This is a genomic window from Streptomyces sp. DF42 (genome assembly GCF_058267695.1).
In genome coordinates this window covers 1,451,625-1,477,252 of record NZ_CM177859.1, presented here as the reverse complement: position 1 = coordinate 1,477,252, position 25,628 = coordinate 1,451,625, and the positions used below count along the sequence as shown (strand labels likewise).

The window sequence follows — 25,628 nt, the reverse complement described above, 5'->3', positions numbered from 1 at the left end:
GGCCCGGGGATGTCGTTGCGGCCGAGGAGCTACCAGCGGATTCCGACGAAGACGGTGTTGACGGCGTGGGCCGCGTGTCCGAAGGGGACGCCGACGATGCTGATGCGGGACCGACTGGATGTGGTGTTCGAGGACGAGGACTTCGCGGACCTGTATCCGCGTGACGGCCGGCCGGGGTTATCGCCGGGGCAGTTGGCGCTGGTCAGCGTGCTGCAGTTCGCTGAGAACCTGTCCGACCGCGCTGCCGCGAACGCGGTCCGCACGAGGATCGACCAAGCTGCGCTGGCGCGACGGACACGCACTGCCGCCGGCGTCGCTGCGGTTCGACTCTCCGTACGACACCGACGCGCACTACTGCGTCAAACGGGACACCGCCTGGTCGGGGTACCGCACCCACTTCACCGAGACCTGCACCGAGGAACTGCCAGAAGTCGTGGTGCACGTGGCCACGACGATCGCACCGGTGCAGGACGGCGAGCTCACCGACCAGATCCACGACGACCTCGCCGGCATCGGCCTGACCTCGGGCGAGCATGTCGTCGATGCCGCCTACGTGACCGCGCAGCGGATCGAACGCGCCCAACGCGTCCACCAGATCACGCTGCTCGGCCCGCTGGCGCCCGACCACAGCCACCAGGCCAAGGCCCACAACGGCTTCGACAAGTCCGCGTTCGCCGTCGACTAGGACCACCACCAGGTCGTCTGTCCCCGCGGGCAGAGCAGTCGGACGTGGAAACCGCTGCGGATCTCCGGCCACGACTACATCCAGGTCTGCTTCGACGAGGCGGCCTGCCGCGCCTGCACGGACCGGCCCCGGTGCACCAACTCCGAGGTCCGTCCACGCTCACTCGCCCTACTGCCCACCCGCGAACTGCACGAAATTCAGCAGGCCAACCGACTCGACCAGCGAACCGACAACTGGCATCAGCGCTACGCGATCCCGGGCCGGCATCGAGGCCCCCCACTCCCAGAACATCCGTTCCTGCGGCCTCCGCCAAGCCCGCTACCGAGGTCTACGGAAGACCCACGTCCAGCATGTCCTGACCGCCCTGGCCTGCAACGTCACCCGGATCGCCGACTGGATCACCACCCCGACCCGCACTTCACGGCCGCCGAGCCGATTCCACGCCCTTTGCACCTCAACCGGCTGACCCTCACAAGATCGCCAGCAGAGTCATACCAGTGACTTAGTACTGCAACGGTGCTTGCTGCGACTGGCCGCCAGTTGGGTCGTTGGTCTGGTTATGGGTGGGGACCTTGCTGATGTCAGGTTGTGGGCGGGTGAGCTCGAAGCGGTGCATGAGTGGTTCGTGCACCGGTTCAGCCGGGAGGAGCCGCGTGAGTCGGCGCTGGCCTATATGCGCGGGCTGGTCGCGCCGCTGGAGGGGAAGAACGGCTGGACGCTGGCGGAGGAGGCCGGTCACGCGGGTCCCGATCGCATCCACCGGCTGCTGAACCGGATCGAGTGGGACGCCGACGAGGTCCTGGACGACGTACGCGACTACGTCGTGGAACACCTCGGTGATCGGGATGCGGTGCTGATCGTCGATGACACCGGCTTCCTGAAGAAGGGTGTCCGTTCGGCCGGGGTCCAGCGGCAGTACTCCGGCACCGCGGGACGCACCGAGAACTCCCAGATCGGGGTCCTCCTCGCCTACGCGACGGGCCGCGGACGCACGCTGATCGACCGGCGGTTGTATCTGCCCACGTCGTGGACGGATGACCGTGAGCGATGCCGGCGGGCGGCCATCGACGACAGTGTCGCCTTCGAGACGAAGGTGGCGATGGCCAAGGTGATGGTCCGCAAGGCCATCGCCGACCGGATCCCGTTCGGCTGGGTGACGGCGGACGCTGCTTACGGCTTCAGCAAGGGCTGGCGGTTCGAGTTGGAGCAGGCCGATGTCTTCCATGTCATGGCCACCACTCGGCACGACACCGTCGTCACCCGCTGGTCGATCGACCACCCCGTCCACGATCTGTTCCCCGCTCTGCCCCGGCAGAAGTGGAAGCGCCGTTCCTGTGGCGTGGAGCAGCATCGGATTGCCCCAGGTCGCCGGACGCAGTCCCGGGTCAGGGACAGCGGTACGTTCTTCCCGAGGGTGGTGCGAACCACCTGGGCACAGGCCGACGGGCTGAGCGGTTTCAGCGTGAACGTCGCGGCCGATGCATGGCCGAAGGAGTCGGCGAAAGCGGGGGCCGACGGCCCGAGGTCGTGCTGCCAGCGTTCCGTGATCACCAGCGGTACGGGGAGCTGATCAAGTCGGCGGGCCACCCGGGTGAGCCAACGGTGCGACAGCGGGTCTGCGAGGTGAACGTCGTCGACGGTGAGAAGGACTGGACTTGTTGCAGCCGTCGACCGCAGAAGCCGCCACAATTGCGAAGGCAGATCGGTGCCGTGCATCGAGCCGTCCCAGTGCGCGCTGGGGTGCATCAGCGGATGACCTGGCCGCTCGTGGAGTGCGCCGTCGAAGAGCTGGAGTACGGCACCGAAGGGGACGTTCGACTCCTGCTCGGAACACCGCGCGCTGAGACGGTCGTTCCGCGGAGCCTCGCGTCCCAGGCCGCGGCCTCCAGCAGTGCGGTACGGCCAGTTCGGGTTCTGCCTCTAATCACCCCCCTGCCCCCGGCTCCCGTCTCGGCCCGGGCGGCCGCCTTGCGCAACCGAGCAAGGAACTCCCCGCGTTCCCACAGGCCGTCGGGATGCCCGGAGCGCAGGAAAGCGCGGCGCGGGCGTGCGCCTGTGGTCATCTCGATTTTCCTGGCAGTACTTCGTTGCGGGAAGTTGATCTCGGTGCGCTGGGCATGCTGCTCGGGGTCCAACGGGGCGGCTGATGATTTCGCGGCGAGCTGGTCGCGTCGGTGTCCCGCCCTGGGTCGCTCTCTCCACCCGTTGCAGAACTGGCTGCCGTTCCTGCGTACCCGGTTCGGCTTCCGCTGCCTCGGGTGTCACGATTTCGATGCGGAAGTCTCCGTAGCCAACTGCTCGCCCAGCTCGACGGCGGACGAGGTGTCGGCGGCACGCACCGCGACATGCCCGATACGGTCGGGAGGCGAGAGCCGCCCGCCGGTGTTCGCGGGCTCTCCTGTTGCGGGGAGCGGACGCGGTCGTGCCGGGGCGCGCAGGTCGAACCAGACGGTCTTGCCGGCCGCGGTGCGCTGGGTTCCCCAGCGGTCGGAGAGCTGGTCGAGCAGGTGCAGTCCGCGTCCGTGTTCCTCGTCGGTGTGGGCGCGGTGTTGCCGCGGCCGGGTGGGGCAGGCGTCGGCGACGGCGCAGCGCAGCGTGCGGTGCCCGGCAGTGCGGGAGATGCTCAGGCGGATCGGGCCTTGGGTGTGCGTGAGTGCGTTCGTGACCAGCTCGCTGACCAGGAGTTCGGCGGTGTCGGTGTGCTCGTGCAGGTGCCATACGGCGAGCTGGTCGCGGGTCAGCTCCCTGGCCCGGGCGGCGGCCCGCGTGGCGCGCTCGAGTGGCCAGGAGACCGTCTCGCGGGCGGGTCCGCTCCGGCGGCCGGCCAGGCGCAGGGCGGCCAGCGCGGCTGCCTTGGTCCGACGCCGCAGCAGGCGGTTCAGCGGGGCGGGTGCGGCGGGACGGCCGGGGGCGGTGGGAGTCATGGCAGTCCCTGCTCGAGGTGCGGGGCCACAACGCGGGGCGATGGCGTGGTTGGGCGCGTTCCGCGACGGACACGGCGGCTGGTGTACAAACATGGTTGAACCCTCGATCTCCACCGAAAACCAGTGGTACACATATCGGATCTCTCGAGCGTCGAGAAGGGGACCCGGAAAATACCTATAACGGCACCTACTTCTCCGTATCCGGCTGCGAACAGGGCGGCGGGAGCGTTTGCCCGCTGCGGCCGGCACCACCTGCGCAGGCCCGCCGAAGTCCTGCGCGGCCGCGAAGGCCCTGGACGCCGGGCGGCGCCGGGCCGATGACGTCGCCGATCTTGATGCCTGGCCTGGTGCCGGGCCCGTGGAATAGGCTTCGGCCATGAATAGCGGCTCTCGGACTGTGGGGATCCTGCCGGATGAACTGACGAGCTTCGTCGGTCGGCGGCGTGAGGCGTCCCAGGCCAAGGACCTGCTGTCGTGTGGCCGGCTGGTCACGCTGACAGGTCCGGGCGGGATCGGCAAGACGCGGCTGGCGCTCAGGGTCGCCGCGCAGGTGCGCCGCGCCTTCCCGGGCGGGGTGTGGCTGGTGGAGTTGGCCCAGCTCACGGACGGCACGCTGCTGGGCCAGACGGTCGTGGACGCGCTGGGGCTGCGCGAGTACTCGCCCCGTCCGCCGCTGGAGATCCTGCGCGACCACCTGGCGGGCCGGCAGGTGCTGCTGGTCCTGGACAACTGCGAGCACCTAATCGATCCGTGCAGCGCGCTGGTCGGCGCGCTGCTGGAAGCCAGCCCGGGTTTGAAGGTCGTGGCCACGAGCCGTCAGGGGCTGGGGGTACGGGGCGAAACCACCCTGCCCGTGCCACCCCTGTCACTGCCCGGCCCCGAGGACCCGCCGCAGGGGTGCGAGGCGGTGAGCCTGTTCACCCAGCGCGCGGAGTCAGCGCGTCCGGATTTCGTGCTGACCGCGGACAAGATCCAGGTGATCGGCGAGATCTGCCACCGGCTGGACGGGATTCCCCTGGCCATCGAATTGGCGGCGGCGCGAGCACGGGCGATGTCGGCCCATGAGATCCGGCATCGGCTCGATGACCGGTTCGGGCTGCTGACCAGCGGATACCGAACCGCCGCACGCCGGCAGCAGACTCTGCGCGCCACGATCGACTGGAGCTTTGACCTGTGCTCCGAGCAGGAGCGGCAACTGTGGACGTGCCTGTCTGTCTTCCGCGACGGCTTCGACCTGGAGGCGGCCGAGGGGGTGTGCTCCGGCGATGGTATCGGGGGCCCGGAGATCCTCGACTTGGTGACCGGGCTGGTGGACAAGTCGATCCTGACGTGCGAGGAACGCGGCACGAGTACGCGCTACCGGCAGTTCGAGACGCTGCGCCTGTACGGGAGGGAGAAGCTGGCCGACGGGGGCCAGGAGCAACTCTGGCGGGGCCGGCACCTCGAATGGTTCCGGCGCTTGGTGCTGGAAGGCGAGAACGACTGGTCCGACGCCCGCCAACAGCCGTGGGTGGCGCGGCTGGAGGCCGACCATGCGAATGTCCGCGCCGCCCTGGAATACAGCCTGAACGACTCCGGTCACAGCAGGACGGCGCTGGCGATGGCCGGCGCACTGGGGCTGTACTGGAACTTCGCCAGCGCCCTCACCGAAGGCAGGAGATGGCTCGGCCGGGCTCTCGCGCTGGACACCCAGGACAGCCCCGAGCGGGCCAAAGCGCTGCGGGTCGCCGGCTGGTTCACCAACCAGCAGGAGGACACCGCTCAGGCCGTTGCCCTGCTGGCGGAAGGAAGAGCCCTTGCCGAGCGGCTCGGCGATCAGTGCGAGGTGGCCCGGACTCTCATGTGGACCGCCATGTGCACCATGAGCCAAGGCGACCTGCCCGGCGGCATAGCCGTGGCCACCGAGGCACTGCAGCGCCATCGAGCACTCGGCGACCGCGTCGGCACCGCACTTTCGCTACAAGTGCTCGCCCGGGCAGCCTCTCTGTCCGGCGACCCGCGATCCGTCGAACTCGGGGAAGAGGCGATCGCCCTGTGGGAGGACATCGGCAACACCTGGGGGAGGGCCTACCCCCTGTGGATCGTCGGCTTCGAGATGGTCCGCCAGGGAAACCTACCCCGCGCCACTGCGCTGCTGCACGAATGCCTCCGCCTCGGGCGCGCCTTCAACGATCGGCTCAGCTGCGCCTTCAGCCTCGAGGCGCTGGCCTGGATCGCGGGCGAGGAAGGCGGGCACGAGCGGGCGGCCCGGCTGCTCGGTGCGGCGCGACTCCACTGGGATGTCCTGGAGACCTCTCCGCATTTCCTGGCGCCCCGGGAGCTCGCCGCCCGCGACCGGTGCGTGGAGCGGGCTCGCCAGGCACTGGGGCAGGCCGCGTTCCAGGCGGCCGTCACAATCGGCGAGGACTTCTCCTGGGAGGATGCCTACGTCTATGCCCTGGGCGAGAAAGCGCCGGCCCGAGCCCCGGCCAGGATCAGGACCGGGCCTGCGGCGGGCGGGGCGCTCACACCGACGCGCCGGGAGCGCGAGGTAGCGGCCCTGATCGCGCAGGGCCTGAGCAATAAGGAGATCGCCGCCAAACTGGTGATCTCCCGACGGACCGCCGAAACCCACGTCGAGCACATCCTCACCAAGCTCGGCTTCACCTCCCGCGCCCAGATCGCCACCTGGGCCACCCAGCAACCCGAATGACCCGCCCGTACGGCAGTCCTGCCCGGTGAGCATCCCCGACAATGCGGCGTCCGGGAGGCCGTTACATGATCGTTGGTCCTGCTGAAGAACACCTCCGAGGCACTCTCCTGAAGCCGGATTGATATCACTCGATCGCGGAAGGGGTCACTTTTTCATCGACCATGAGGGGGCAAGGGTCACGGCCCTACTGAAGAGTCCTCAAATAGGCTGCCGACCTGGGCCGGAGCGGCTCCCTCGAACATGGCGCCGAGGCCCTGGAGCAAGGGCCCAATCATGCCGCAGGCCGCCGTGACCGGCTGGTCGTGGTGCCGTCCCTCGGGGCCGGGGCGTCCCGGCTCACCAGTCATGGCCGCCACCAGGTCGCCGCGCTACTGCGGCAGGCCCCCGCGACCAGCAGCCGGAGCCGTCCCCACCGGACAGGACCGCGCCAGGTAAGCGGCCGGATCGCCGCGTTCGTCGACGAACTCGTGGCTGCCGGCGTGCTCATCGACACCGACTGCCCGCGCCGGATCCGCAGGTGGTGGCGCCGATGACGGTCATGGTCCCCGCTGCCCCGCCCCGTGCGCAGTGGCCGTGGGGTTCCTCACGTACGGCCCGCGGGACGCGGAGCCGAAGGTGAATGCGTAGCGGTCTAGGTATTCTCCCCCATTTGCTGCACCGAAACCAACCGACATGCTTGCCACTGATCGACCACTGCCCTGCGTAGCGCTTGGATGCCTGCGGGTACGTGGGCCCGACACGCCCCTCCGACAAGGATGTGGATCTATGACGCTTTCCCTTCCTCTGCCTATAGCTGCCCCTGCCGACGCCTTGAGGCCGCGCGCGTGCACCGCCGCGGCGCATCGCCGGCTCATCCGGGGCGCTGCACGTGGCGGTCTTACCAACGTCGTAGCGGGTGCGGGATAGCGGTTCTTGGTCCCGGGCGGTCGTCCGGGACCAGCGCCGCGTGGTTGGGGAACACCGGCCGGGCAGAGCAGGTGGGCTCGGATGTTCCTGAACCCTCGGCGGACCCGGGCCGGGGTGAGGCGTCCGGGCTTGGCCGGCTTCTCCCAGGGCCGACGGAGGTCGGCGGCCAGCGGCCGGGCGAGGCGGAGCTGGGTGTGGGCGACGACCACGAGCCAGGTCCACCGGTCCGCAGCCTCGGGAGTACGGACCTTCGGGGTGGTCCAGCCGAGGATCTGCCTTCCGACCCTGAAGGTGTGCTCGAGATCGAATCTCCTGAGGAACACCTGCCACCACAGATCCACGTCTGCCGGGGCGGCGCCGGTCTTGGAGGACCACAGCCAGACCGGTGGTGCTTCCCGTTCTTTGGAGAGGTGCTCGACCTTCAACCGGACCAAGGTGCCCTCGATGACGGGGAGTTCACCGTCGTGCTCCAACCAGGCCGAACGGTGGGTCAGCCTCGGGTGGACCCGGTCCCACGCCTGGGCTTCGGCCTTGCCGTAGACCGCCGCCCTGTGGGTCCGGCCCGCAGTGCTTCCGCAGACCGGTCAGACCGACGGGCCCGGCGTAGCTGATGCGGGTGAGCCGCTCATATTGCGACTTAATACTTTCCATGACGAACTCGGTTGGAGGAGCCGTGAAGTCGGTGCGTGCGGCGGTGCAAGCGGCGGACCCGGTCACCAAGGCCGGTCTGGCGGCGTGCTTGGGGAGCGGTCAGCAGGTCACCATAACGGCCATGGAGGAGGCCGAGGCCGTGGTGGTCGCGGTCAGCTCGGTCGACGCCTCGGCGCTGGATCTGCTGCGGGTTCTGCCCGCACCAGCGCAGGCCCGTTTCGTGCTGGTCGCGGACGGCGGCTGGTACGTCGACCCGACCGCTGTGGCAGAGCATCGGGTGCGGGCGGTGCTGTGGCGAGCCGAGACGGATGGCACAGCGCTGGTACAGACGGTGCGCGCCGTGGCGGTCGGGCAGGCGTGTCTGCCCCCAGTAATCCAGGGCCGACTGCTGGATCAGCTCGAATACGTCCAGCGCGAGGTCCTCAGCCCCAAGGGTCTGACCGCCTCCGGGCTCAGCTGCCGGGAGATCGACGTCCTGCGTCTGGTCTCGGAGGGAATGACCCTGTCCGAGATCGCCGTCAAGCTGAGCTACGCCGAGCGCACCATCAAGAACATCGTGTCCGCTGTCATGATCCGCCTCGGCGTGCGTAACCGGGTGCAGGCGGTGTCGTACGCCATCCGTGCCGGGCTCATATGATTGGCGGCCTCGGCTCCGCCACCGCCGCAGGGCTTGCGCAAGGTGGGGACACAGGCGGATCCAGGGCGAACCGGCCCGACTCGAGCACCTGATCGCAGCCTCCACGGTATGGGAGATCCTCCACGCAGCGGGCATCGATCCAACCCCGCGCCGTACCGGGCCAACCTGGCGGGAGCTCCTCACCAACCAGGCCCAGGGCATCACCGCCGTCGACTTCTTCCACCTCGACACTGAAGTCTTCTCAGCAACCTGACGGCTGCGTAGCGTGATGTCGTGCCGGTCTGCGGGGCGGTGACTTGACGTCAGACAGAGGTGAAGCCATAGGAACGGGTCGCCAAGATCACGTTCAGTACGACCAGGGGCTTCACGTGTCGTCCAGTATCACCTATGCCGCCGTGCGCGATGTCCGCAGGGCGACCGCCGAGCACCTCGCGAAGCTGCTGCGTGGGCACCGCGAGCGGCTCGGGACCCGCAGGGGCACCCGCGCACTGGGCGTCTTCAGGCAGGCGGTGCTCGTGCTGCGCTGGTTCGTCGACGGCACCCGGCTGGCCCAACTCGCCCGGGATAAGGGCATCTCGGTCCCGACCGCCTATCGCTATCTCCACGAGGGCCTGACCGTGCCGGCCGACCACACGCCCGATCTGTCCACTGCGCTGGAGCGCGCGGCGGCGGCCGGGTACACCCACCTCAACCTGGACGGCACCGTCATCCGCATCGACCTCGTGGCGGCCGCCGGCCCCCAACGGCGCGGACCTGTGGTGGTCCGGCAAGCACAAGCACCACGGCGGGGACGCACAGGTCATCGCGGCCCCGGACGGCTGGCCGATCTGGGTCTCCCCGGTTCGCCCGGGCCGCGAGCACGACACCACCTGCGCCCGCGCCCACGGCCTGGTCGACGCACAACCGGCTCGCCGCCACGCTGGGCATCCCCACCCTGACCGACCTCGGCTACGAGAACGCAGGAGACGGCTTCCGCCACCCGGTCAAGAAGCCCCAAGGCGATGAACTCGCCGACTGTGACAAGGCGTTCAACGCCGTGATCCGGGGCGTCCATGCGGTCGCTGAACGTGCCTCAACGCCTGTACATCGCCGGCGTCACCTCAAACCCAACCCGTGAGTGGACGGTGCAGCAAGCGCGGAACCTTGCCGCAGACCTCGGCACGCGCATGGAGTCCCTGCACTTCCTGCTGCGTGACCGCGACGGCAAGCACGGCCAGTCCTTCGACGCCGTCTTCGAGGCCGAGGAGATGGAGATCATCAAGAGTGCGCCGCGAACACCTCGGACGAACGCCCAATGCGAGCGGGTGATCGGCAGCATCCGGCGCGAAGCCCTCGACCACGTCTTACCCTGAACGGGGCCTACGCCCGGCACGTCTTGCCCGCCTACGAGCGGCACTACAACTACCAACGCCCCCACCGGGCCCGCAACCAACGCCCCCACCGGGCCCGCAACCAACGACCTCCGGGCGCCGACCAGCAGCCCATCACCGTGCACGGCCCTCGAAGGCGATCTGGAACGCGTTCAGGGGTGCTTTCCAACGCATGTGTCCGCGTACTCTCCGATGCGGCCGGGTCGGTACGTTTGAACGTGGCCAGTGGTCAGGCCACGTTGGTGTCCCGTTCGATGGCCTTGAGGCGGTAGCTGGGGCCGTTGATCGCGACGACGTCCGCGGGAAGTTCCCCGACTCGCCCGCGCTGTTCGCCGACGAATCGGATGGTCACCTGCACCAGGGAACTGTCCGCAACCGCCTGCGCTATCTGATGAAGCTGGAGGGTCGTCCGGTCGCCGACCGGTTCAGCCCGCATGCCTTGCGGAGGGCTTGCGCGACCCACAACTACGAGCGTGGAGCGACCTGGTGGCCATCCAGCAGCTCCTTGGTCACTGGACTGTCAGTTCGACCATGAGATACGTACGGCCCTCGGCCACGTTCATCGAGGACGCCTACCGACGCGCCGTGACCAGCACGCTCGGCGAGCTCACCGGAGAGGAACCCACGCCGTGAACATCAAGTGGAAGCTGCGGATGGCCGCTGCCCGGCGCGAGGTCTGGAGCGGCGCCCAACTGCGGCGGCTCCTGGCCGAGAAGGCCGGCCTGGAACTGTCCTCCGCATCGGTGTCGGCCCTGTTCACCAAGGAAGCCTCGCAGGTGAAGATGTCCACGTGTCCACGCCCGCTGCCCGTTCGCAGGTCGGACCGCCAAGCTATGCGCCACTGATGCCGTTCCGTCTCGTTGAAGAACTCCCGTTGATAGCAATGCGTCAACAACGCAGAACGCTCACGGTGACGCTCGTCGAAGACAGAGAAGAGAGGGGCTCAGGCCCCATGGACAACTCCGGGGACCGGGAAGGCACACCTGGCGATCGGGCTCGCGGTCCGCGCCTGCAGGAACGGTGCATCGCCGCCTGTCCGGGACGGGAGGCGATGCACCACCGCAGTCGGGCAACGGGGTTTCCCGTCAGGCCGCTGCTCTATGGACAGGGTCTCATTGCACGCCCTGCCCCTCCCCGCCCGGCTCTCCCATCAGCGCGGTCTGCATGAGGACGGCCTTGCGGCGGGCGATGTACTGTGCCCGGCCGGGCGGCAGGTTGCGCGGCTTGATGTTGCCGAACACGTATCCCTCCGAGGGTGGGCAGGACATCAGCAGCCCCGGCGTGTTGACCTCGTCCAGACGCCTGAGCAACTGGTCGTTCAGGCCCCGCCCGGCACCGGTCGCGGACCGCGTCACCACCATGTGCAGCCCCACCTCGTGCCCCAGGGCGAGATACTCGAAGAACGGCTCGAAGGGATGGCCGATGGCGAGGCCGCCGCCGACCATGTCGTAGTCATCGACGAGCACGAACAGCCTGGGCCCGGTCCACCAGTCGGCGAGGCGCATCCGGGACGGAGTGATGTCCGGCCCGGGCACCCTGGTCTTGATGGCTCGGGCCGAGCCGTCCAACAGGTCCCGCAGGGCGTCGAGCGCCACCGCGTGCCCGATCCGGTACTCCTCCGGTACCGCCTCGACCAGTGTCCGGCGGTAGTCCACCACCAGGATGCGGGCCTCACTGGGGCTGTAGCGGGCGGTGACCGCCGAGGCGACCATCCGCAGCAGATTGGTCTTGCCGCTCTCCGTGTCGCCGACGCCGATCAGGTGAGGTGTACGGCTGAAGTCGTGCCACACCGGCGACAGGGTGTCCTCGTCGAGACCCAGCGCAATCCGCAGCCCGTCCGCCAGCTCCGGTTCCGGCAGTTCCGAGACGGGCAGGCGGTGCGGCAGCGTCCGTACGGAGGGCGCGGAAGGACCGGACCAGCACCCGGCGATCCTCTCCACCAGCGCGGCCACCCCCTCGGTGAGGTCATCGGCGTTCTCCCGGCCGTCGATGCGCGGCAACCCCGCCAGGAAGTGGAACTTGCCGTCCGTCGTCAGACCGCGGCCCGGACTGCGCGGTACGGTTTTCGCCTTGCGGATGTCGACCACCGAGTCCATGGCGTCGCCCAGCCGCAGCTCCAGCCGGGTGGCCACCTGGTCGCGCACCTGGCTGGACAGCTCCATCCAGCGCGCCGTGGCAACGGCCAGGTGGACACCGAAGTTCAGGCCCCGGGCCGCGATCTGGTTGATCGTGGGGATCAGCGCGTCGAAGTCCTGACGCAGCGTGGCCCACCCGTCCACGACCAGGAACACGTCACCGTGGGGTTCGTCTACGAACTCGCCGGCCGCGCGGCGCTTGCGGTAGGTCGCCATCGAGTCGATGTTGTGGGCCAGGAACAACTGCTCACGCTGGTTGAGCAGGGTGTTCACCTCAGCCACCGTACGGTTGATCCGCTCGCTGTCGAGCCGGTTCGCCACGCCTCCGACGTGGGGCAGCCCGGCCAGTGAGGCCAGCGTTCCGCCGCCCAGGTCCAGGCAGTAGAACTGCACCTCGCGGGGGGTGTGAGTGAGCGCGAGAGCGGTGATCAGAGTGCGCAGCACCGTCGACTTGCCGCTCTGCGAGCCGCCTGCGACCGCCACGTGGCCGCCGCTGCCGGAGAGGTCCACCACCAACGGGTCGCGGCGCTGCTCGAACGGTTTGTCCACCACACCGACCGGCACCTTCAACTGGCCGAGTCCCGGCCAGCCGGCGGAGACCAGCCCCCGCTGCGGGTCCTCGGTCAGGCCGGGCAGCAACCCGTCGAGGGTGGGCGGCAGGTCGAGAGGCGGCAGCCACACCTGAAGGGCCGACGGCCCGGCGTCACGCAGGCGCTCCACGGCCACCGACAGCAAAGAGGCCGCGTTCTCCTCCTCTTCCGCCTCCGGCTCGGGTTCGGGCTGCTGGGCCGGTGCGCGTGGCACCACGTAGTCCGCCGTCCACGGCACCACCTGGCTGGCGACCCGCGCCTGGACCACCGCTCCCCGGCGCGACCGGTACGCCCCCGACACGTACGCCGCTCGGAACCGGGTGAGCTCCTCCACCCCGCTCTTCAGGAAACCAGCGCCCGGCTGCGAAGGCAGCTGGTAGGCGTCCGGAACCCCCAGCACCCCGCGGCTCTCCATGGCCGAGAAGGTGCGCAGGCCGATGCGGTACGACAGATGGCTCTCCAGCTGGTGCATGCGCCCCTCGTCCAGGCGTTGCGAGGCCAGCAGCAGGTGCACGCCCAGGGACCGGCCGAGTCGGCCGATCATCACGAACAGCTCCATGAAATCCCGGTGCGCGGCCAGCAGTTCGCTGAACTCGTCGACCACGATGAACAGGCTCGGCAGGGGCGCCAGTGGTGTTCCCGCGACACGCGCCTTCTCGTACTCGAGCGCGGAGGCGTAGTTGCCGGCCGCCCTCAGCAACTCCTGACGCCGTATCAGCTCCCCCTGGAGGGCGTCCCGCATCCGCTCCACCAGGGCCGCCTCGTCCGCCAGGTTGGTGATCACCGCGGAGACGTGCGGCAGTTCGTCCAGGCCGAGGAACGTCGCCCCGCCCTTGAAGTCCACCAGGACGAAGTTCAGCGTCTCGGAGGAGTTGGTCAGCGCGAGGGCCACCACCAGGGTGCGGAGCAACTCGCTCTTGCCCGAGCCGGTCGAGCCGATCAGCATGCCGTGCGGGCCCATGCCGCCCTGCGCCGACTCCTTGATGTCCAGCTCGACCGGGGCCCCGTCGGCACCCACTGCGACCGGAACCCGCAGCCGGGCGGTGCCCGTGCTGCGCCGCCACAGCGTCGCCGGCTCGTGACTGTGCAGGTCGGAGATGCCCAGCAGGGTCGTCAACCGCACGTCCGCGGACAGCGGCTCGGCGGCGTCGGCGGTCAGACTCATCCGGTACGGCGCGAGCATCCTGGCCAGCGCCCCGGCGCCGACCAGGCCGATCGGGTCGAGGCGGCCCAGCGAGGTCGACTGTTCCTTGCGGTTGCGGTCCGTGCGCACCAGCCGCACGCTGTCCGGCCGTACGTCCAGCCGCAGCGTGGTGCGTCCCGGACGCCACCCCAGGGCCTCCGACAGATCGAGTACGACCACGTTGCGGAAGCCCGTCCCGTCGAGCCGGTGTCCGGCCGGCACCTGGCCCCCGTCCACCACGACCACGGTGAACGGTTCCTCACGGCCGGGCAGCGCGTCGGGGTCGAACCCCGGCCGCTCGGTGAACTCCGCGCCGAGCAGATCCAGAAGGCCGTTGAGTTCGGACGCCACCATACGGGAGGGCCCGGCGCCGTCCCGCTCATGCGGGTGCAGGTTGTGTGGCAGCCACTTGACCCAGTCCCACTCGGCCCGGCGTTCGTCGCTCACGCACAGCGCGATCCACAGGTCCTCCGGGGCGTGGAACACCGCCAGCTGGCACAGGACGGCCCGCACCAGACCGCGGACCGCCACCTCGTCGCCACGCAGCAGCACCCGGGCCCAGGACCGAAGGTACAGTGCGATCGGCTGATCGGGCACCGTGCTGTAGGCCCGCATGAACCGGCGCAGCGCGTGCGCGCACATGGGGTCGAGGTCCTCCACGGGCTTGGCGGACACCGGAGACAACTCCATCGCCAGCTGCTGGTCCCCGACGGCCACCCGCACCTCGGCGAAGTCGTCGTCCTTGGGGCGCCGCTCCCACAACCGTGTCGTCCGCACCATCGAACGCAGCGTCCGAGGTGCGGGATGGCGCCAGGCGAGTGCCAGCTGCTGCTCGACGACGGTCCGGTGGACCTTCCGGCGGGTCTGCGACAGGTAGCGCAGATAGTCCCGGCGCTCGCCGTGCAGGCGCTGCTTACGCTCGCCGCTCTTGCGCATCACCTGGCCGACAATCATGACCACCGTCCCGAGGACCATCACGCCCATGGCCACATAGGTCAGCGCACCTCCGCTCGAGCCGGGCCGCATGAACGCCAGCATCATGGAGCCGGACATCAAACCCATCGGCAGATAGGTCCATACCGCCGACTTGTCCGGCACCGTTTCCGGAAGGGTTGGTGGTTCCTGGAGGGCCAATTCGCCCTCCGGCAATTCTGGACCGCGTCTGCGGGCAGGGCGGCGGAATAGGACGACACTCAAGAGACGGGCTCCTAACGGTGGCGCACGACTCACGAGCCGGGCCAAGAGGGGAAACCCCCCGGGCGTTCACGAACTCTCAGGGGTTTCAGTAGTCTGCATCCGTTCAACTCCCAAACCTAGCTCGTGGCTGAAATTCTCGGGAAGCGTGGCCTCTCCAATGACTGACAACTCAGTGGCTGCCCTGTGCCACCTCACCGTCCGTGCCCCTGCCAAAGCCATCGATCTGGCAGTACCCGCCGATGTTCCGGTCGCCGACCTCCTACCGACCCTGCTGCGCTACTCCGGCGAGGAACTGGAGGAGAACGGCCTGGACCACGGAGGCTGGGTGCTCCAACGCCTGGGCCAGAGCCCCCTGGACGACGAAGACACGCTGGAGTCGCTCGACCTGAAGGACGGCGAGGTGCTCTACCTGCGCCCGCACGCCGACGCGCTGCCCGAGATACGGATCGACGACCTCGTCGACGGAATCGCCAACGTCACACGCGAACGGCTGCACGGCTGGAGTCCGCAGGCCGGCAGTCGGCTGCTCCGCGGCGCCGTGGCGGTCTGCGTGCTGACCGCGATGGGGACGCTGGCCTGGCCGGGAGGCCCGCTCCTCGCCCGCACGGTGATGGCTGCCGTCGCCGGACTGCTGCTGCTGGCCGGGGCCGCCTCGGCCAGCAGAGCCGTGGGGGACGAGGCAGCCGGCGCGACCCTGGGCTTCCTCGCCGTGCCCTGCATGGCACTGGCCGGCTGGCTGCTGCCCGCCGGCGCGATCTCCGGCCCGGACGCTCATCACGTCCTCGGCGCCCGGCTGCTGGCCGCGGGCGCGGCAGCCGCCGGCGGAGCCGCGCTGGCGGTGGCCGCGGCGGCCGTGTACACCCCGCTGTTCGTCGCCACCGCGACTGTCGCGATCGCCTCCGCCGCCGGAGGGGCCCTGATGAGCGTCTTCGGTGTACGGATGGACGGCGCCGGCGCCGCTGTGGCCGCTGTGGCCGTCGTCTTCGGCGGCTTCGTACCGGCCCTGTCCTTCAAGCTCGCCGGAATGCGGATGCCCCCGTTGCCCACCAGCCCCCAGCAGTTGCAGGAGGGCATCGACCCGTACAACGGCAGCGACGTCGCGACCGGGACCGAACTGGCCGGCAGTTGGATGACGGCCCTGTACGCGGCGACCGGAGCCGTCTGCGCAGGCTGCCTGGTGGCCCTCGTGCGACTGCCCGGCCTTCCCGAGACGCTGACCGCGGGCGCTCTGTCGCTGCTCCTGCTCCTGCACGGACGTGGCATGGTCAACGTGTGGCAGCGCCTGGCCCTCGTGGTCCCGGGCCTGTGGGGAGCGACCCTGCTGGCCGTCGGCACCGCGGCCCGGCTGGCCCCTGCCGACCGTCCGGCGCTCGTCGCCGGACTGCTGGCGCTGGCCGCCGCGCTGGCCATTGCCTCTTGGACGGTGCCCGGCCGACGGGTGCTGCCGTACTGGGGCCGCGCAGCCGAACTGCTGCACTCGCTGCTGGCGATCGGCCTGCTGCCTCTGACGCTGTGGGTGCTCGGCGTCTTCGGCGCCCTCCGGGCGATCAACGGCTGACCGGCTGACCTGCACAGAGAACGGGAAGGGAACACACTCCCATGCAGTCCAAACGTGACCAGGTCCAGGCCCATGCCTTCGCCATGGGCAGGCTCACCTCCGGCATGCTGCTCGCCGACCCCGATGCTCCGGAGAGCCCGCTGGCCCGTACCACCCGGGGCGCGGTCTTCGGTGTCGTCGTCGCGGTGATCATCTCGGCGGGCGCGGTGGTGTACGGGCTCATCTCGCCCGGAGGCAACACCTCGTGGCGAACCTCGGACACCCTGATCGTCAACAGGGACACCGGAGGCCGTTACCTGTACATCGACGGCCGCCTCAGGCCGGTGCGCAACTACGCCTCCGCCCTGCTGATCGGCGGGACGAAGCTGAAGACCACCGATGTGGGCAGCGCCTCCCTGCGCGGCACGCCCGTCGGGACCCCGGTCGGCATCACCGGCGCCCCGGACTCCATACCGGCGGCGGGAGACCTGGACGGCGGCGCCTGGCGTGTCTGCTCCAGCCTCGCCTCCGCGGGGACCGCGACCACCACGCTCGTGGTCGGAGCCCCAGTCGACGGTCAGGCGGTGGCCGACGACCAGGCGCTCGTCGTGACCGGACCGGACAAGAAGACGTACATCGACTGGCGGGGCAGCCGCCTGCGGCTCGACAAGGCCTCCGGCGCGGCCGTGTCCCTCGGCTACGACTCCGTGACACCGCGCCCGGTGTCCGCCGCGTTCCTGAACGCCCTGGCCCCCGGTCCGGACCTCGCTCCGCCCGCCACGCCGGGCCGGGGCACCGCCGGCCCGTCGCTGGGCGGCGTGCGCGGCACGGTGGGCCGGGTGTACGTGGTGCGGGTGCCTGGCTCCGCACCGAAGTACTACCTACTGCGGAAGGAGGGCCTGGTGCCGCTCACGGCCACCGGGGCGGCCCTCATCCTGGGGGACCCCTCCACCCGCGACAGCGCCTACGGAGGTCACTCGCCCGAGGCCGAGTCGCTGAGCGCTGACGTCCTCGGGGAACACCTGGCATCCGGGGCCCGGAGCTGGTCTGCTTCCACCGCCGGCTTGCCGGATTCCCCGCCCCAGGCGTCCTCCGTACCCGACGATCAGGCGGCCTGTGCCCGTGTGGAGTCCGTGGCCGGGCTGGTCCGCATCAGCACCGTACTGGTGTCACGTGATGCCCTGACCCCGGTGACCCAGGCGGAGCCCGGGGCGTCCGCGGCGGCGTGCCTGCCGGTGGACGCCGTCGTGGTCCGGCCGGGCCGCGGCGCGCTGGTGCGGGCGTTGAGTGCCGGCGGCACGACGCTGGGGGACACGACGTACTTCGTGGCCGAGAACGGCGTGAAGTTCCGGGTCCCCTCCATCGACGCGCTGAAGGACCTGGGATACGCGGACTCGGATGTGGTGGCGCTGCCGTCGCCGTTGCTGTCCATGCTGCCGTCGGGACCGGACCTGGCCCCCGGAGTGGCCGCGGGCGGTGGCAGCGCCACGATCACGCCTCCGGCCTGCGGAAACACCTCCGGAAAGTCGGGCCGGTCCCCCGTCGCCGGCCGGGAGGGCCCCGGGAACCTGACCGGGTCTGCGTCGCCGGCCGCCGGGTGACGGGGGCAGGAGGCGGGGCGCGGTGTACGAAGGGGCAGAGTTCGAGGGGCCGATAGCTCAGAAGTTCCTCAGCCGTGAGTGTTTCAAGTCGATTGGGCCCTAGTCTTCTGCCGATCCTCCGAGCGACCCACTGGCCACGCAGTAGGCACGACGGCTGGCGACGACAGTGGGTCAGCGTCCGCCGGGCGACCCACCGATCAGGCGACGGTGGTGAAGCGCCCGCCGGGTACCCCACCAACCAAGGAGCAGGGCTATGGCAGGCGATGGACAGCGGTCAAGCGCACAGGCGACCCGGAACGGTGTCAATGCGCTGGACTCCGCTCTGACCGGCATCAGGAGGTCCCGTCAGGAGGTGGACAGCATCCGCGGCGATGTCGGCCGGGGCTACCAGGGCAGCGATGGCGGCCAGTTCGGACAGCTGCTCGTCAAGTGGGACGAGCAGTGCGATGTCATTCAGCGCAACCTAAGCGACATGATCGACAAGCTCAACACGAGCCTCAGGGAGCACCAGCAGACGCAGACGGCCGCGGGCGATGCCATCGCCCAGGCCTCCAGCGCCTCGCAAAACGCGACCTACCAGACGCTCACCCCCGGGGCCTGATCCCGCCTGGCCTCGTACTTCGCAGGTCACTCGATCGTGAGGATCAACCGGCCACGACCGGTCGCCACCGTGAGATCCGACGCGACTGAGCCGACGCGGCCGAGATCAGCCAACGATCTTGAGTGGACTCGTTCCTGACCGATGACCTGCGAAGCACCGGCCCACTTCCCTCCCGTATCCGACGAGCGAGACGAGACCTGTGATGAGTGACCTTACCGACGGCAACATCTTCGTTGCCTACTCCAGCATGCAGAACGGCGCCGACGACATGGTCAGCCAGACCAAGGCGATCGCCACCACCCTGTTGAACATGGAGGCGGAACTCGCTGAGCTGCAGAAAACCTGGTACGGCTCCGACGCCGAGGTCTACAACCAGAAGCAGCAAGCCTGGAACCAGGCGGTCCACAACATGGAGCAGCTGCTCACCTCCCACGCCGTCCTGCTGACGGACATCTCCGGCAACTACAAGTACAGCGAGAACTCGCTGTCCCAGATGTGGTCCGAGGTCACGATCGGCCGCTGAGCGGCGGACCGGGCCCTTCGCTCCGCTGTGCGCCGTCCGACAGACCGCCGGACGGCGCACAACGGACCACCAGACAAGTGGTGGCAGATCTTGCGCCTCGACGACCAGGAGCCCGAAGCCATGAAGCTCCGTCGGGAGGCGAACAACAGACGCTCGCTGTGCTGCTGACGGAGATCTCCGGCAACTACAAGTACAGCCTGAACTCGCTGTCCCAGATGTGGTCCGAGGTCACGCTCGGCCGCTGAGCGGCGGACCGGGCCCTTCGTTCCGCCATGTGTCGTCCGGTAAGCGCCCTACGGCGCACGGCAGATTCAGGAGATAAACGGTGGCAGATCTGACCCACCTCGACGCCAACGGCCTGCAGGCCTTCATCGACGGCGACTTGGCCGACCACATCGACGCTCTGAAGCGCATTCGTAAGGACGACGCCAACGTCAAATCCCTCCACAGTGCCGTCGCGGGCTATGACAGCAGCGATGACGAAGTGGGCCTCAACAAGTTCCTGGCCATCGGTGGCCTGAACACGGACGCCGAGCCGCAGGGCAAGGCCCTGATCGATGCGGTCGCCAGCGGGGCGAAGGGGATCGACGACTTCTTCCTCGCGCAGCAGTCTCTGTTCAAGAACATGGACAGTGACCTGAGGGAGACCATCAAGACCCTGTTGAAGACGCAGCAGGAGAGCTTGGCCGGCGTCAAAGCACAGGAACTCCTCGACGTCTTTTCGAACCTCGACAGTGCTTCGAGTGCGGGTGCGGGTGCGGGTGCGGGTGCTGGTGCCGGTGCTGTTTCGGGTGCCGGTACCGGTGCCAGTGCTGTTTCGGGTGCCGGTGCCGGTGCCGGCACCGGTGCTGGTTCGGGTACCGCCACGACTTCGTGACACCGCGGGTACGCGGACTCGGATGTGGCGGCGCTGCCCTCGCCGTTGCTGTCCATGCCGCCGTCGGGACCGGACCTGGCCCTCGGAGTGGCCGCGGGCGGTGGCGGCGCCACGATCACGCCTCCGGCCTGCGGAAAAACCTCCGGAGGGTCGGGCCGGTCCCCGTCGCCCGCGGGGAGGGCCCCGGGAACCTGACCGGGTCTGGGTCGCCGGCCGCCGGATGACGGGGGCAGGAGGCGCGGCGCGGTGTACGAAGGGGCAGAGTTCGAGGGGCCGATAGCTCAGAAGTTCCTCAGCCGTGAGTGTTTCAAGTCGATTGGGCCCTAGCCTTCTGCCGATCCTCCGAGTGGCCGCCGAACAAGGAGCAGCTCTGTGGCAGGCGATGGACAGCGGTCTGGCGCACAGGCGACCCGTAACGGCATGCATGCCCTGGACTCCGCTCCGACCGGCATCACGAAGTTCCGTCAGGACCTGGACCGTGGCGCGGCCGGTGGCGCCTGCGTGGCGAGGCTGGGGCCTTCGGTGTTCCGTAGCCGTGCCCCGCAGGTCGACAGCCAGTTAGGGCCGCTCCATGTCCTAGCCCGGCGTAAGACCTCCTCTCCATCCCCTTCCTACCCCGCGGAGCGTACCCCTGATGTCTGATGAAACCGACTCTTGGGCCCTGGCGGTAAAACAGTTCACCGGATACCCGGTGCCCAGCAGGGGGACGCTTTTCAATTCGAACTCGAGCTCGGACCCGAATAATTCACCGCTCTTCCATGTCGATATCCAGGACATGCACGTGGGGCCGGTAAATCCCAATGAGATCGGCCTGCAGGGTATTTCGGGTGACGACTATGATCTCGTGGTCTATACCACACCCAATGGGGATGGTCAGTACGTACCCAAAAACAAGCACGAAGACATAAAGATGGTGCAGGTAAAGATCCATTTCGATATGGTGCCCAGGGACGGCAACGGCGTGGCCTTGGGGTTGGTTGATGACCTCGGATCCTGGACGGATGGGGACATCCCCCTCGCACAGTACATCGCGGGAAGCGCGGCAGCGCTCCAGACATTGAGAACAGAGCACACCACGGCCGATTTCCCCGTAACCAACGGACTCGGTGTGGCGAGGGCGGACATCGTCGACCTCAACTCGTTCGAGCGCATGGCCCAGGCGTTCGATCGGGCGAAGAAGTTCCTCGAAGACCGTGCCGATACGTTGAATCAGTGGGAGAAGTCCCTGGGCGACGAGCAGGCCTCGTGGAAGGGGCAGGCGGCCGAGGTGTTCAGGTCGCTGATCCTCCAGTTGCACAAGAACTACGAAGGCTACGTGGACCAGCTCGGAGGCAGGGGCTACAAGGGCGGAGCTGCCACGGTCGACGGTTACACGTCCAGCTCCAAGTTCGGCAACGCGGTGGTGGATGCCGAGAATGCTCTGCTTCAGGGCGCGGGGGACCTGTCGAGTACGTGGGACGTCTGGGCCTCCAACGGCTACCACCTCCCGCACCGGTTCTTGCTGGACGAGCTCGATCAAGTGCAACGGTGGTTGTCCGAGAACAACATCGCGCAGATCCTCAAAAATGAGTCCATGGTGGAAGAACATGCGGGTCCGGGTACGAGCGTCCTAAGAATCTATGATGGCCGCCGGACCAGTTACAGCACCACTGGCGCCTTCCGGCAGACCCATCCCGACTACGGAGACCTCTCGAAACCGGAGAACTGGAAGAAGATCGGCGACGCAGCGATCAAGCGGTGGACGGAAAACGCTGCCGCCAGACTGGACCGGAGCGCCCAGGCGACGCTGAGCACCCTCAACAACCGTTGGCTTGGGGACTCCGAGATCTTGGCCGAGCCGCTGACTGTCACTGACACCAGCTCTCTGTCGCAGTCGGCGGAGCAGGGAGCTGCAAACGACGCCACCGAGAGCCTTAACCAGGCACTCTCCAACATGACTGACGGCATCAACTCCCTGAACAGCAACATGGGCGACGGCATGACCGCCCTGAACAGCAACATGAGCGACGGCATGAACGCTCTGAACAGCGGTCTGACCGACACGAGCAGCGGTTTGAGTGACGGCGCGACCGCTCTCAACAGCGGCCTCACCGGCACGAGCAGCGGTCTGAACAGCGCTGGCGCCGGGCTGGGAGGAGACCTCCAGAACCTCAACGCCGACACCGGAGCCGTCCAGACCGCAGGTTCCGATGGGGCGGGCACCACTACTCAGCCGGATGGTTCGGTCACTTCGTCGCAGCTGAACCCGTCGGTGGGTTCGCTGACCACGCCGGGCGGGATGACGAGTAGCGGCACTGTCGATCCGGGGTCGGCGGTGACGAATGCGGACGGTAGTACGTCGTTGTTGAACCCGGATGGTTCGGTGACCACGACGTTCCCGAACGGGACCGTCCAGACCACAGGTTCCGGTGGGGCGGGCACCACTACTCAGCCGGATGGTTCGGTCACTTCGTCGCAGCTGAATCCGTCGGTGGGTTCGCTGACCATGCCGAGCGGCGGTACGACGTCGTTGAACCCTGATGGGTCGCTGGCCACCACTTTTCCCGATGGCGGCTTCAGCCTCCTCAACCCGGCCACCGGGAAACTGACCACCACGTCCCCGGACGGCAGGACGAAGAGCAGTACCGTCGATCCGGGTATGGCGGTGACGAATGCGGACGGCAGTACGTCGTTGTTGAACCCGGATGGTTCGGTGACCACGAAGTTCCCGGACGGGAGCGTGCAGACCATTGGTTCCGGTGGTGCGGTCACCACCACTCAGCCGGATGGCTCGGTCGTCTCGTCGCAGCTGAATCCGTCGGTGGGTTCGCTCACCACGCCGAGTGGCGGTACGACGTCGTTGGACCCTGGTGGGTCGCTGACGACGCACTTCGCTGACGGGTCGACGCAGACGGTGGATCCGGTCACCGGTGCGGTCACGACGACGTCGCCGGGCGGGGTGACGAGCAGCGGCTCTGTCGATCCGGGTATGGCGGTGACGAATGCGGACGGCAGTACGTCGTTGTTGAACCCGGATGGTTCGGTGACCACGAAGTTCCCGGACGGGACCGTGCAGACCATTGGTTCCGGTGGTGCGGTCACCACCACTCAGCCGGATGGCTCGGTCGTCTCGTCGCAGCTGAATCCGTCGGTGGGTTCGCTCACCACGCCGAGTGGCGGTACGACGTCGTTGGACCCTGGTGGGTCGCTGACGACGCACTTCGCTGACGGGTCGACGCAGACGGTGGATCCGGTCACCGGTGCGGTCACGACGACGTCGCCGGGCGGGGTGACGAGCAGCGGCTCTGTCGATCCGGGTATGGCGGTGACGAATGCGGACGGCAGTACGTCGTTGTTGAACCCGGATGGTTCGGTGACCACGAAGTTCCCGGACGGGACCGTGCAGACCATTGGTTCCGGTGGTGCGGTCACCACCACTCAGCCGGACGGCTCGGTCACCACCACGCACCTCAACGGCACACCCGGCGGCAGCAGCACCGTCGATAGCGCGTCACTGCCTGCCGACGGCAGGTCCCCCTTCAGCCTGTCCGATCTCTCCAGCGTTCCAGCCCACACCTCCGGCGGATCTGCAGCCTCACTCCTGTCCTCGGACAACAGTGGCCTGAACAGCGCCGGCGGCAACTCCTTCGAGGAGTACGACAGCACCCCGTACACCGGAGGCGTGCTTGGCGCACCCACCAGCGGCTCGACCGCCTCCACGGCGAATGCGGCCGGCGGCGGAGTGCCGTTGAACCCCATGGCGTTGGGCGGTATGGGTGGCATGGGGGGCATGGGTGCCATGGGTGGCATGGGCGGCATGGGTGGCATGGGCGGAGGCCAGGGATCGAACAACGAACGCGTCCGCAATGTGCTGAGTGACAGCGACGGCGCCAGCCTGCGCAGGTCGAAGTCGCGGTCGCGTGCCGCGGGGGCCGACGAGGAAGAGGACGTGGTCTTCACCCGGGCCGGACGGCCCGTCACCACGTCATCTCCTTACGGTGCGACGGGCACTCCTCATGGTCAAGGCGGCCAGGCCACCGAATCGGGCGCCCGCGAACGGGCCAACTGGACACAGGAGGAAGAGGACGTGTGGGGCACGGATGAAGGAGGCGCTCCGGCGGTGATCGGACGATGAACAACGGAAAGGACAGCGGCGACGACGCGGCTCAGGAGCCGGTGGCGCCGGCAGCGTCCATCGAGGAAAGGCTGGCCCAAGCCATGGCCGAACTCGAAGCCACCCAGGAAGCAGTCGCGAAGGCCGAGACGGAACTGCGCGACGCCTCGTTCACCGTGCGCTCCAGGGACCGGGCGGTGGAGGTCACGGTGGGCCATCAGGGGGAGTTGACAGCACTGAGGTTCCTGGAAGGCAAATACCGGAACATGTCGGCGGGCGAACTCGCCGGCAGTGTGCTGGAGGCGGCGGAAAGGGCCCGGACACAGATGTCCCGGCACGTGATGGAGACGTTCCAGCCCTTCACCCAGCCGAGCGCCGCGGCGCCCGAACTGACCGGGATGGACATCGACTGGGCTGCGATTTTCGGGCCCTCCGTCCAGGAGGAGCCGCAGGCCGTGGCCGGCCGCCACACCAGGAGCCGGCTGCGCGACGAGATCAGCGAGGACACGGAGGACGAGCACGATGTCTGATGCCAACACCTACATCGCGAACGCGGACGAGGTCCGCGGAACGGCGGCCCTCCTCAACCAGATCGAGAAGGCAGCGCGTCAGATGCTGGATGACTTCCGCGCCGGCGTGAGCGAAACGGCCGGCTGGGAGGGACAGAACGACAGTTACGCCAAGTCGGTTAAGAAGGATGTGGCTAAGCAGGACAGTGCGGCGACGACTGCCACGGCGTCGGTGGCGGACGCGGTCGCCGGTATCACCAACGGCACTGTCGCGAATGCGGACAACATCACGCGCACGCAGGCAGGGAACCTCGATGCGATTCGTCAGGCCGGCGCTGCCTCCGGCGATACGGGACATCGCCACTGAACACGCTGGGTGGTCGTCGGAGTCGGATTGAGCCACTCAACGTGAGGGCGGCCGGGGCGAATGCCCCGGCCGTGAAGCGCACGCAGGGGGCGCCGTCGTCTGTACCGTCTGCGAGCTGCTGCGCCGCAACGAGGATGACCTCACCCACGGCCAATACGCCCTGGCGAAAGACGAGTTGACGCAGACGGGACTTACGGATGGCAGATCTGAACCGGCTGGCGGGCCAAGGAACCGCTGCGTGACCTGCTCCACCTCGCTGTCATGCACACTCGCACTCATCCAGACCGCTCCGCGATCTCCGTCACCCACCACCGCTTGCACGCTCACGGCACCGACCACGCCCACCTGCCCGAACTCGGCACCCTCGCCGAGACCGTGACCAGTGGCGGGAACGGCACCGAGGTGTACCTCACTCCTGGCATCACCAGCGCCGCCGGTGCAGGTAAAAACTGAGTGATCAAGCTCGGAGGGCGCAATGCGTTCGGCTTCCACAACCGCGAGAACCAGCACCTGCGGTCACGTTGTGCAACCACTCGTGCGAACTCCCCGC

General features: G+C 68.5%; 19 protein-coding genes and 5 pseudogenes. 20 read left to right on the top strand and 4 right to left on the bottom strand.

Annotated elements, in window-relative coordinates:
- Positions 1–9 precede the first annotated feature (9 nt).
- The 5 genes and pseudogenes from ACYUED_RS06650 to ACYUED_RS06630 form a co-directional block, all read left to right on the top strand.
- Positions 10–213, top strand: a pseudogene (locus ACYUED_RS06650) (IS1182 family transposase); the annotation flags it as partial.
- On the top strand, positions 161–685 hold the full coding sequence (locus ACYUED_RS06645; RefSeq protein WP_491291375.1) for a hypothetical protein: 525 nt from the start codon (positions 161–163) through the stop codon (positions 683–685). The pseudogene ACYUED_RS06650 and the gene ACYUED_RS06645, both read left to right, overlap by 53 nt.
- Positions 686–712: 27 nt before the next feature.
- Positions 713–925, top strand: a pseudogene (locus ACYUED_RS06640) (transposase); the annotation flags it as partial.
- Positions 924–1,151, top strand: a complete 228-nt coding sequence (locus ACYUED_RS06635; RefSeq protein WP_491294160.1) for a transposase — start codon at positions 924–926, stop codon at positions 1,149–1,151. The pseudogene ACYUED_RS06640 and the gene ACYUED_RS06635, both read left to right, overlap by 2 nt.
- Before the next feature lie 93 nt (positions 1,152–1,244).
- Positions 1,245–2,126, top strand: a pseudogene (locus ACYUED_RS06630) (IS701 family transposase); the annotation flags it as partial.
- Between the two features lie 820 nt (positions 2,127–2,946).
- Here ACYUED_RS06630 and ACYUED_RS06625 read toward each other — a convergent pair.
- Complete coding sequence (locus ACYUED_RS06625; protein WP_491291374.1) at positions 2,947–3,609, bottom strand: ATP-binding protein; 663 nt, start codon at positions 3,607–3,609, stop codon at positions 2,947–2,949.
- A 376-nt stretch (positions 3,610–3,985) separates the two neighbouring features.
- Between ACYUED_RS06625 and ACYUED_RS06620 the strand changes: the two genes are divergently transcribed.
- Together ACYUED_RS06620 and ACYUED_RS06615 are read left to right on the top strand one after the other, a co-directional pair.
- Entirely contained in the window at positions 3,986–6,301 is a 2,316-nt protein-coding gene (locus tag ACYUED_RS06620; protein WP_491291373.1) for a LuxR C-terminal-related transcriptional regulator, read from the top strand.
- A 302-nt stretch (positions 6,302–6,603) separates the two neighbouring features.
- On the top strand, positions 6,604–6,834 hold the full coding sequence (locus ACYUED_RS06615) for a hypothetical protein (RefSeq protein ID WP_491291372.1): 231 nt from the start codon (positions 6,604–6,606) through the stop codon (positions 6,832–6,834).
- Between the two features lie 340 nt (positions 6,835–7,174).
- On the opposite strand, the pseudogene ACYUED_RS06610 reads toward ACYUED_RS06615, so the two are convergent.
- Positions 7,175–7,746: pseudogene (locus ACYUED_RS06610) on the bottom strand (NF041680 family putative transposase); the annotation flags it as partial.
- Positions 7,747–7,856: 110 nt separating this feature from the next.
- Between ACYUED_RS06610 and ACYUED_RS06605 the strand changes: the two are divergent.
- The 3 genes and pseudogenes from ACYUED_RS06605 to ACYUED_RS06595 all read left to right on the top strand — a co-directional run bounded on the left by ACYUED_RS06605 (position 7,857) and on the right by ACYUED_RS06595 (position 9,847).
- Complete coding sequence (locus ACYUED_RS06605; RefSeq protein WP_491291371.1) at positions 7,857–8,495, top strand: helix-turn-helix transcriptional regulator; 639 nt, start codon at positions 7,857–7,859, stop codon at positions 8,493–8,495.
- 368 nt (positions 8,496–8,863) lie between these two features.
- Positions 8,864–9,573: pseudogene (locus ACYUED_RS06600) on the top strand (transposase family protein); the annotation flags it as partial.
- Entirely contained in the window at positions 9,548–9,847 is a 300-nt protein-coding gene (locus tag ACYUED_RS06595; RefSeq protein WP_491294863.1) for a hypothetical protein, read from the top strand. The pseudogene ACYUED_RS06600 and the gene ACYUED_RS06595, both read left to right, overlap by 26 nt.
- A gap of 247 nt (positions 9,848–10,094) precedes the next feature.
- Here ACYUED_RS06595 and ACYUED_RS06590 read toward each other — a convergent pair whose 3' ends face one another.
- Entirely contained in the window at positions 10,095–10,217 is a 123-nt protein-coding gene (locus ACYUED_RS06590; RefSeq protein WP_491291370.1) for a hypothetical protein, read from the bottom strand.
- 277 nt (positions 10,218–10,494) lie between these two features.
- Between ACYUED_RS06590 and ACYUED_RS06585 the strand changes: the two genes are divergently transcribed.
- Positions 10,495–10,710 (top strand): hypothetical protein, encoded by a 216-nt coding sequence (locus tag ACYUED_RS06585; RefSeq protein WP_491291369.1) that lies wholly within the window; start codon positions 10,495–10,497, stop codon positions 10,708–10,710.
- A 267-nt stretch (positions 10,711–10,977) separates the two neighbouring features.
- Here ACYUED_RS06585 and eccCa read toward each other — a convergent pair whose 3' ends face one another.
- Positions 10,978–14,970: a type VII secretion protein EccCa gene (gene eccCa / locus ACYUED_RS06580; protein WP_491291368.1), complete on the bottom strand. Its 3,993-nt coding sequence runs from the start codon at positions 14,968–14,970 to the stop codon at positions 10,978–10,980.
- A 157-nt stretch (positions 14,971–15,127) separates the two neighbouring features.
- Here eccCa and eccD point away from each other — a divergent pair, with 157 nt between their 5' ends.
- From eccD to ACYUED_RS06535, 9 genes are all read left to right on the top strand, one after another.
- Positions 15,128–16,528 (top strand): type VII secretion integral membrane protein EccD, encoded by a 1,401-nt coding sequence (gene eccD, locus ACYUED_RS06575; RefSeq protein WP_491291367.1) that lies wholly within the window; start codon positions 15,128–15,130, stop codon positions 16,526–16,528.
- 41 nt (positions 16,529–16,569) lie between these two features.
- Positions 16,570–18,108: a type VII secretion protein EccB gene (gene eccB / locus ACYUED_RS06570; protein ID WP_491291366.1), complete on the top strand. Its 1,539-nt coding sequence runs from the start codon at positions 16,570–16,572 to the stop codon at positions 18,106–18,108.
- Between the two features lie 253 nt (positions 18,109–18,361).
- Positions 18,362–18,709: a hypothetical protein gene (locus ACYUED_RS06565; RefSeq protein ID WP_491291365.1), complete on the top strand. Its 348-nt coding sequence runs from the start codon at positions 18,362–18,364 to the stop codon at positions 18,707–18,709.
- A 202-nt stretch (positions 18,710–18,911) separates the two neighbouring features.
- Positions 18,912–19,232: a WXG100 family type VII secretion target gene (locus ACYUED_RS06560; RefSeq protein WP_491291364.1), complete on the top strand. Its 321-nt coding sequence runs from the start codon at positions 18,912–18,914 to the stop codon at positions 19,230–19,232.
- Between the two features lie 325 nt (positions 19,233–19,557).
- Complete coding sequence (locus ACYUED_RS06555) at positions 19,558–20,109, top strand: type VII secretion system-associated protein (protein ID WP_491291363.1); 552 nt, start codon at positions 19,558–19,560, stop codon at positions 20,107–20,109.
- A 634-nt stretch (positions 20,110–20,743) separates the two neighbouring features.
- A complete protein-coding gene (locus ACYUED_RS06550; RefSeq protein ID WP_491291362.1) occupies positions 20,744–24,223 on the top strand; it encodes an AAWKG family protein in 3,480 nt (1,159 codons plus the stop codon).
- Positions 24,220–24,732 (top strand): YbaB/EbfC family nucleoid-associated protein, encoded by a 513-nt coding sequence (locus ACYUED_RS06545; RefSeq protein WP_491291361.1) that lies wholly within the window; start codon positions 24,220–24,222, stop codon positions 24,730–24,732. The genes ACYUED_RS06550 and ACYUED_RS06545 overlap by 4 nt, the downstream gene beginning before the upstream one ends.
- Entirely contained in the window at positions 24,725–25,078 is a 354-nt protein-coding gene (locus ACYUED_RS06540) for a hypothetical protein (protein WP_491291360.1), read from the top strand. Before ACYUED_RS06545 ends, ACYUED_RS06540 begins: the two co-directional genes overlap by 8 nt.
- Positions 25,079–25,339: 261 nt before the next feature.
- Positions 25,340–25,531: a hypothetical protein gene (locus tag ACYUED_RS06535; protein WP_491291359.1), complete on the top strand. Its 192-nt coding sequence runs from the start codon at positions 25,340–25,342 to the stop codon at positions 25,529–25,531.
- Positions 25,532–25,628 lie beyond the last annotated feature (97 nt).

Bases quoted from the DNA above. Each gene is read 5' to 3' on its own strand.
- ACYUED_RS06560 (WP_491291364.1), top strand. From the start codon at position 18,912: ATGAGTGACCTTACCGACGGCAACATCTTCGTTGCCTACTCCAGCATG.
- ACYUED_RS06540 (WP_491291360.1), top strand. From the start codon at position 24,725: ATGTCTGATGCCAACACCTACATCGCGAACGCGGACGAGGTCCGCGGA.
- ACYUED_RS06620 (WP_491291373.1), top strand. From the start codon at position 3,986: ATGAATAGCGGCTCTCGGACTGTGGGGATCCTGCCGGATGAACTGACG.
- ACYUED_RS06625 (WP_491291374.1), bottom strand. From the start codon at position 3,609: ATGACTCCCACCGCCCCCGGCCGTCCCGCCGCACCCGCCCCGCTGAAC.
- ACYUED_RS06565 (WP_491291365.1), top strand. From the start codon at position 18,362: ATGGCAGGCGATGGACAGCGGTCAAGCGCACAGGCGACCCGGAACGGT.
- ACYUED_RS06545 (WP_491291361.1), top strand. From the start codon at position 24,220: ATGAACAACGGAAAGGACAGCGGCGACGACGCGGCTCAGGAGCCGGTG.
- ACYUED_RS06605 (WP_491291371.1), top strand. From the start codon at position 7,857: ATGACGAACTCGGTTGGAGGAGCCGTGAAGTCGGTGCGTGCGGCGGTG.
- eccD (WP_491291367.1), top strand. From the start codon at position 15,128: ATGACTGACAACTCAGTGGCTGCCCTGTGCCACCTCACCGTCCGTGCC.
- ACYUED_RS06535 (WP_491291359.1), top strand. From the start codon at position 25,340: ATGCACACTCGCACTCATCCAGACCGCTCCGCGATCTCCGTCACCCAC.
- eccB (WP_491291366.1), top strand. From the start codon at position 16,570: ATGCAGTCCAAACGTGACCAGGTCCAGGCCCATGCCTTCGCCATGGGC.
- ACYUED_RS06550 (WP_491291362.1), top strand. From the start codon at position 20,744: ATGTCTGATGAAACCGACTCTTGGGCCCTGGCGGTAAAACAGTTCACC.
- ACYUED_RS06595 (WP_491294863.1), top strand. From the start codon at position 9,548: ATGCGGTCGCTGAACGTGCCTCAACGCCTGTACATCGCCGGCGTCACC.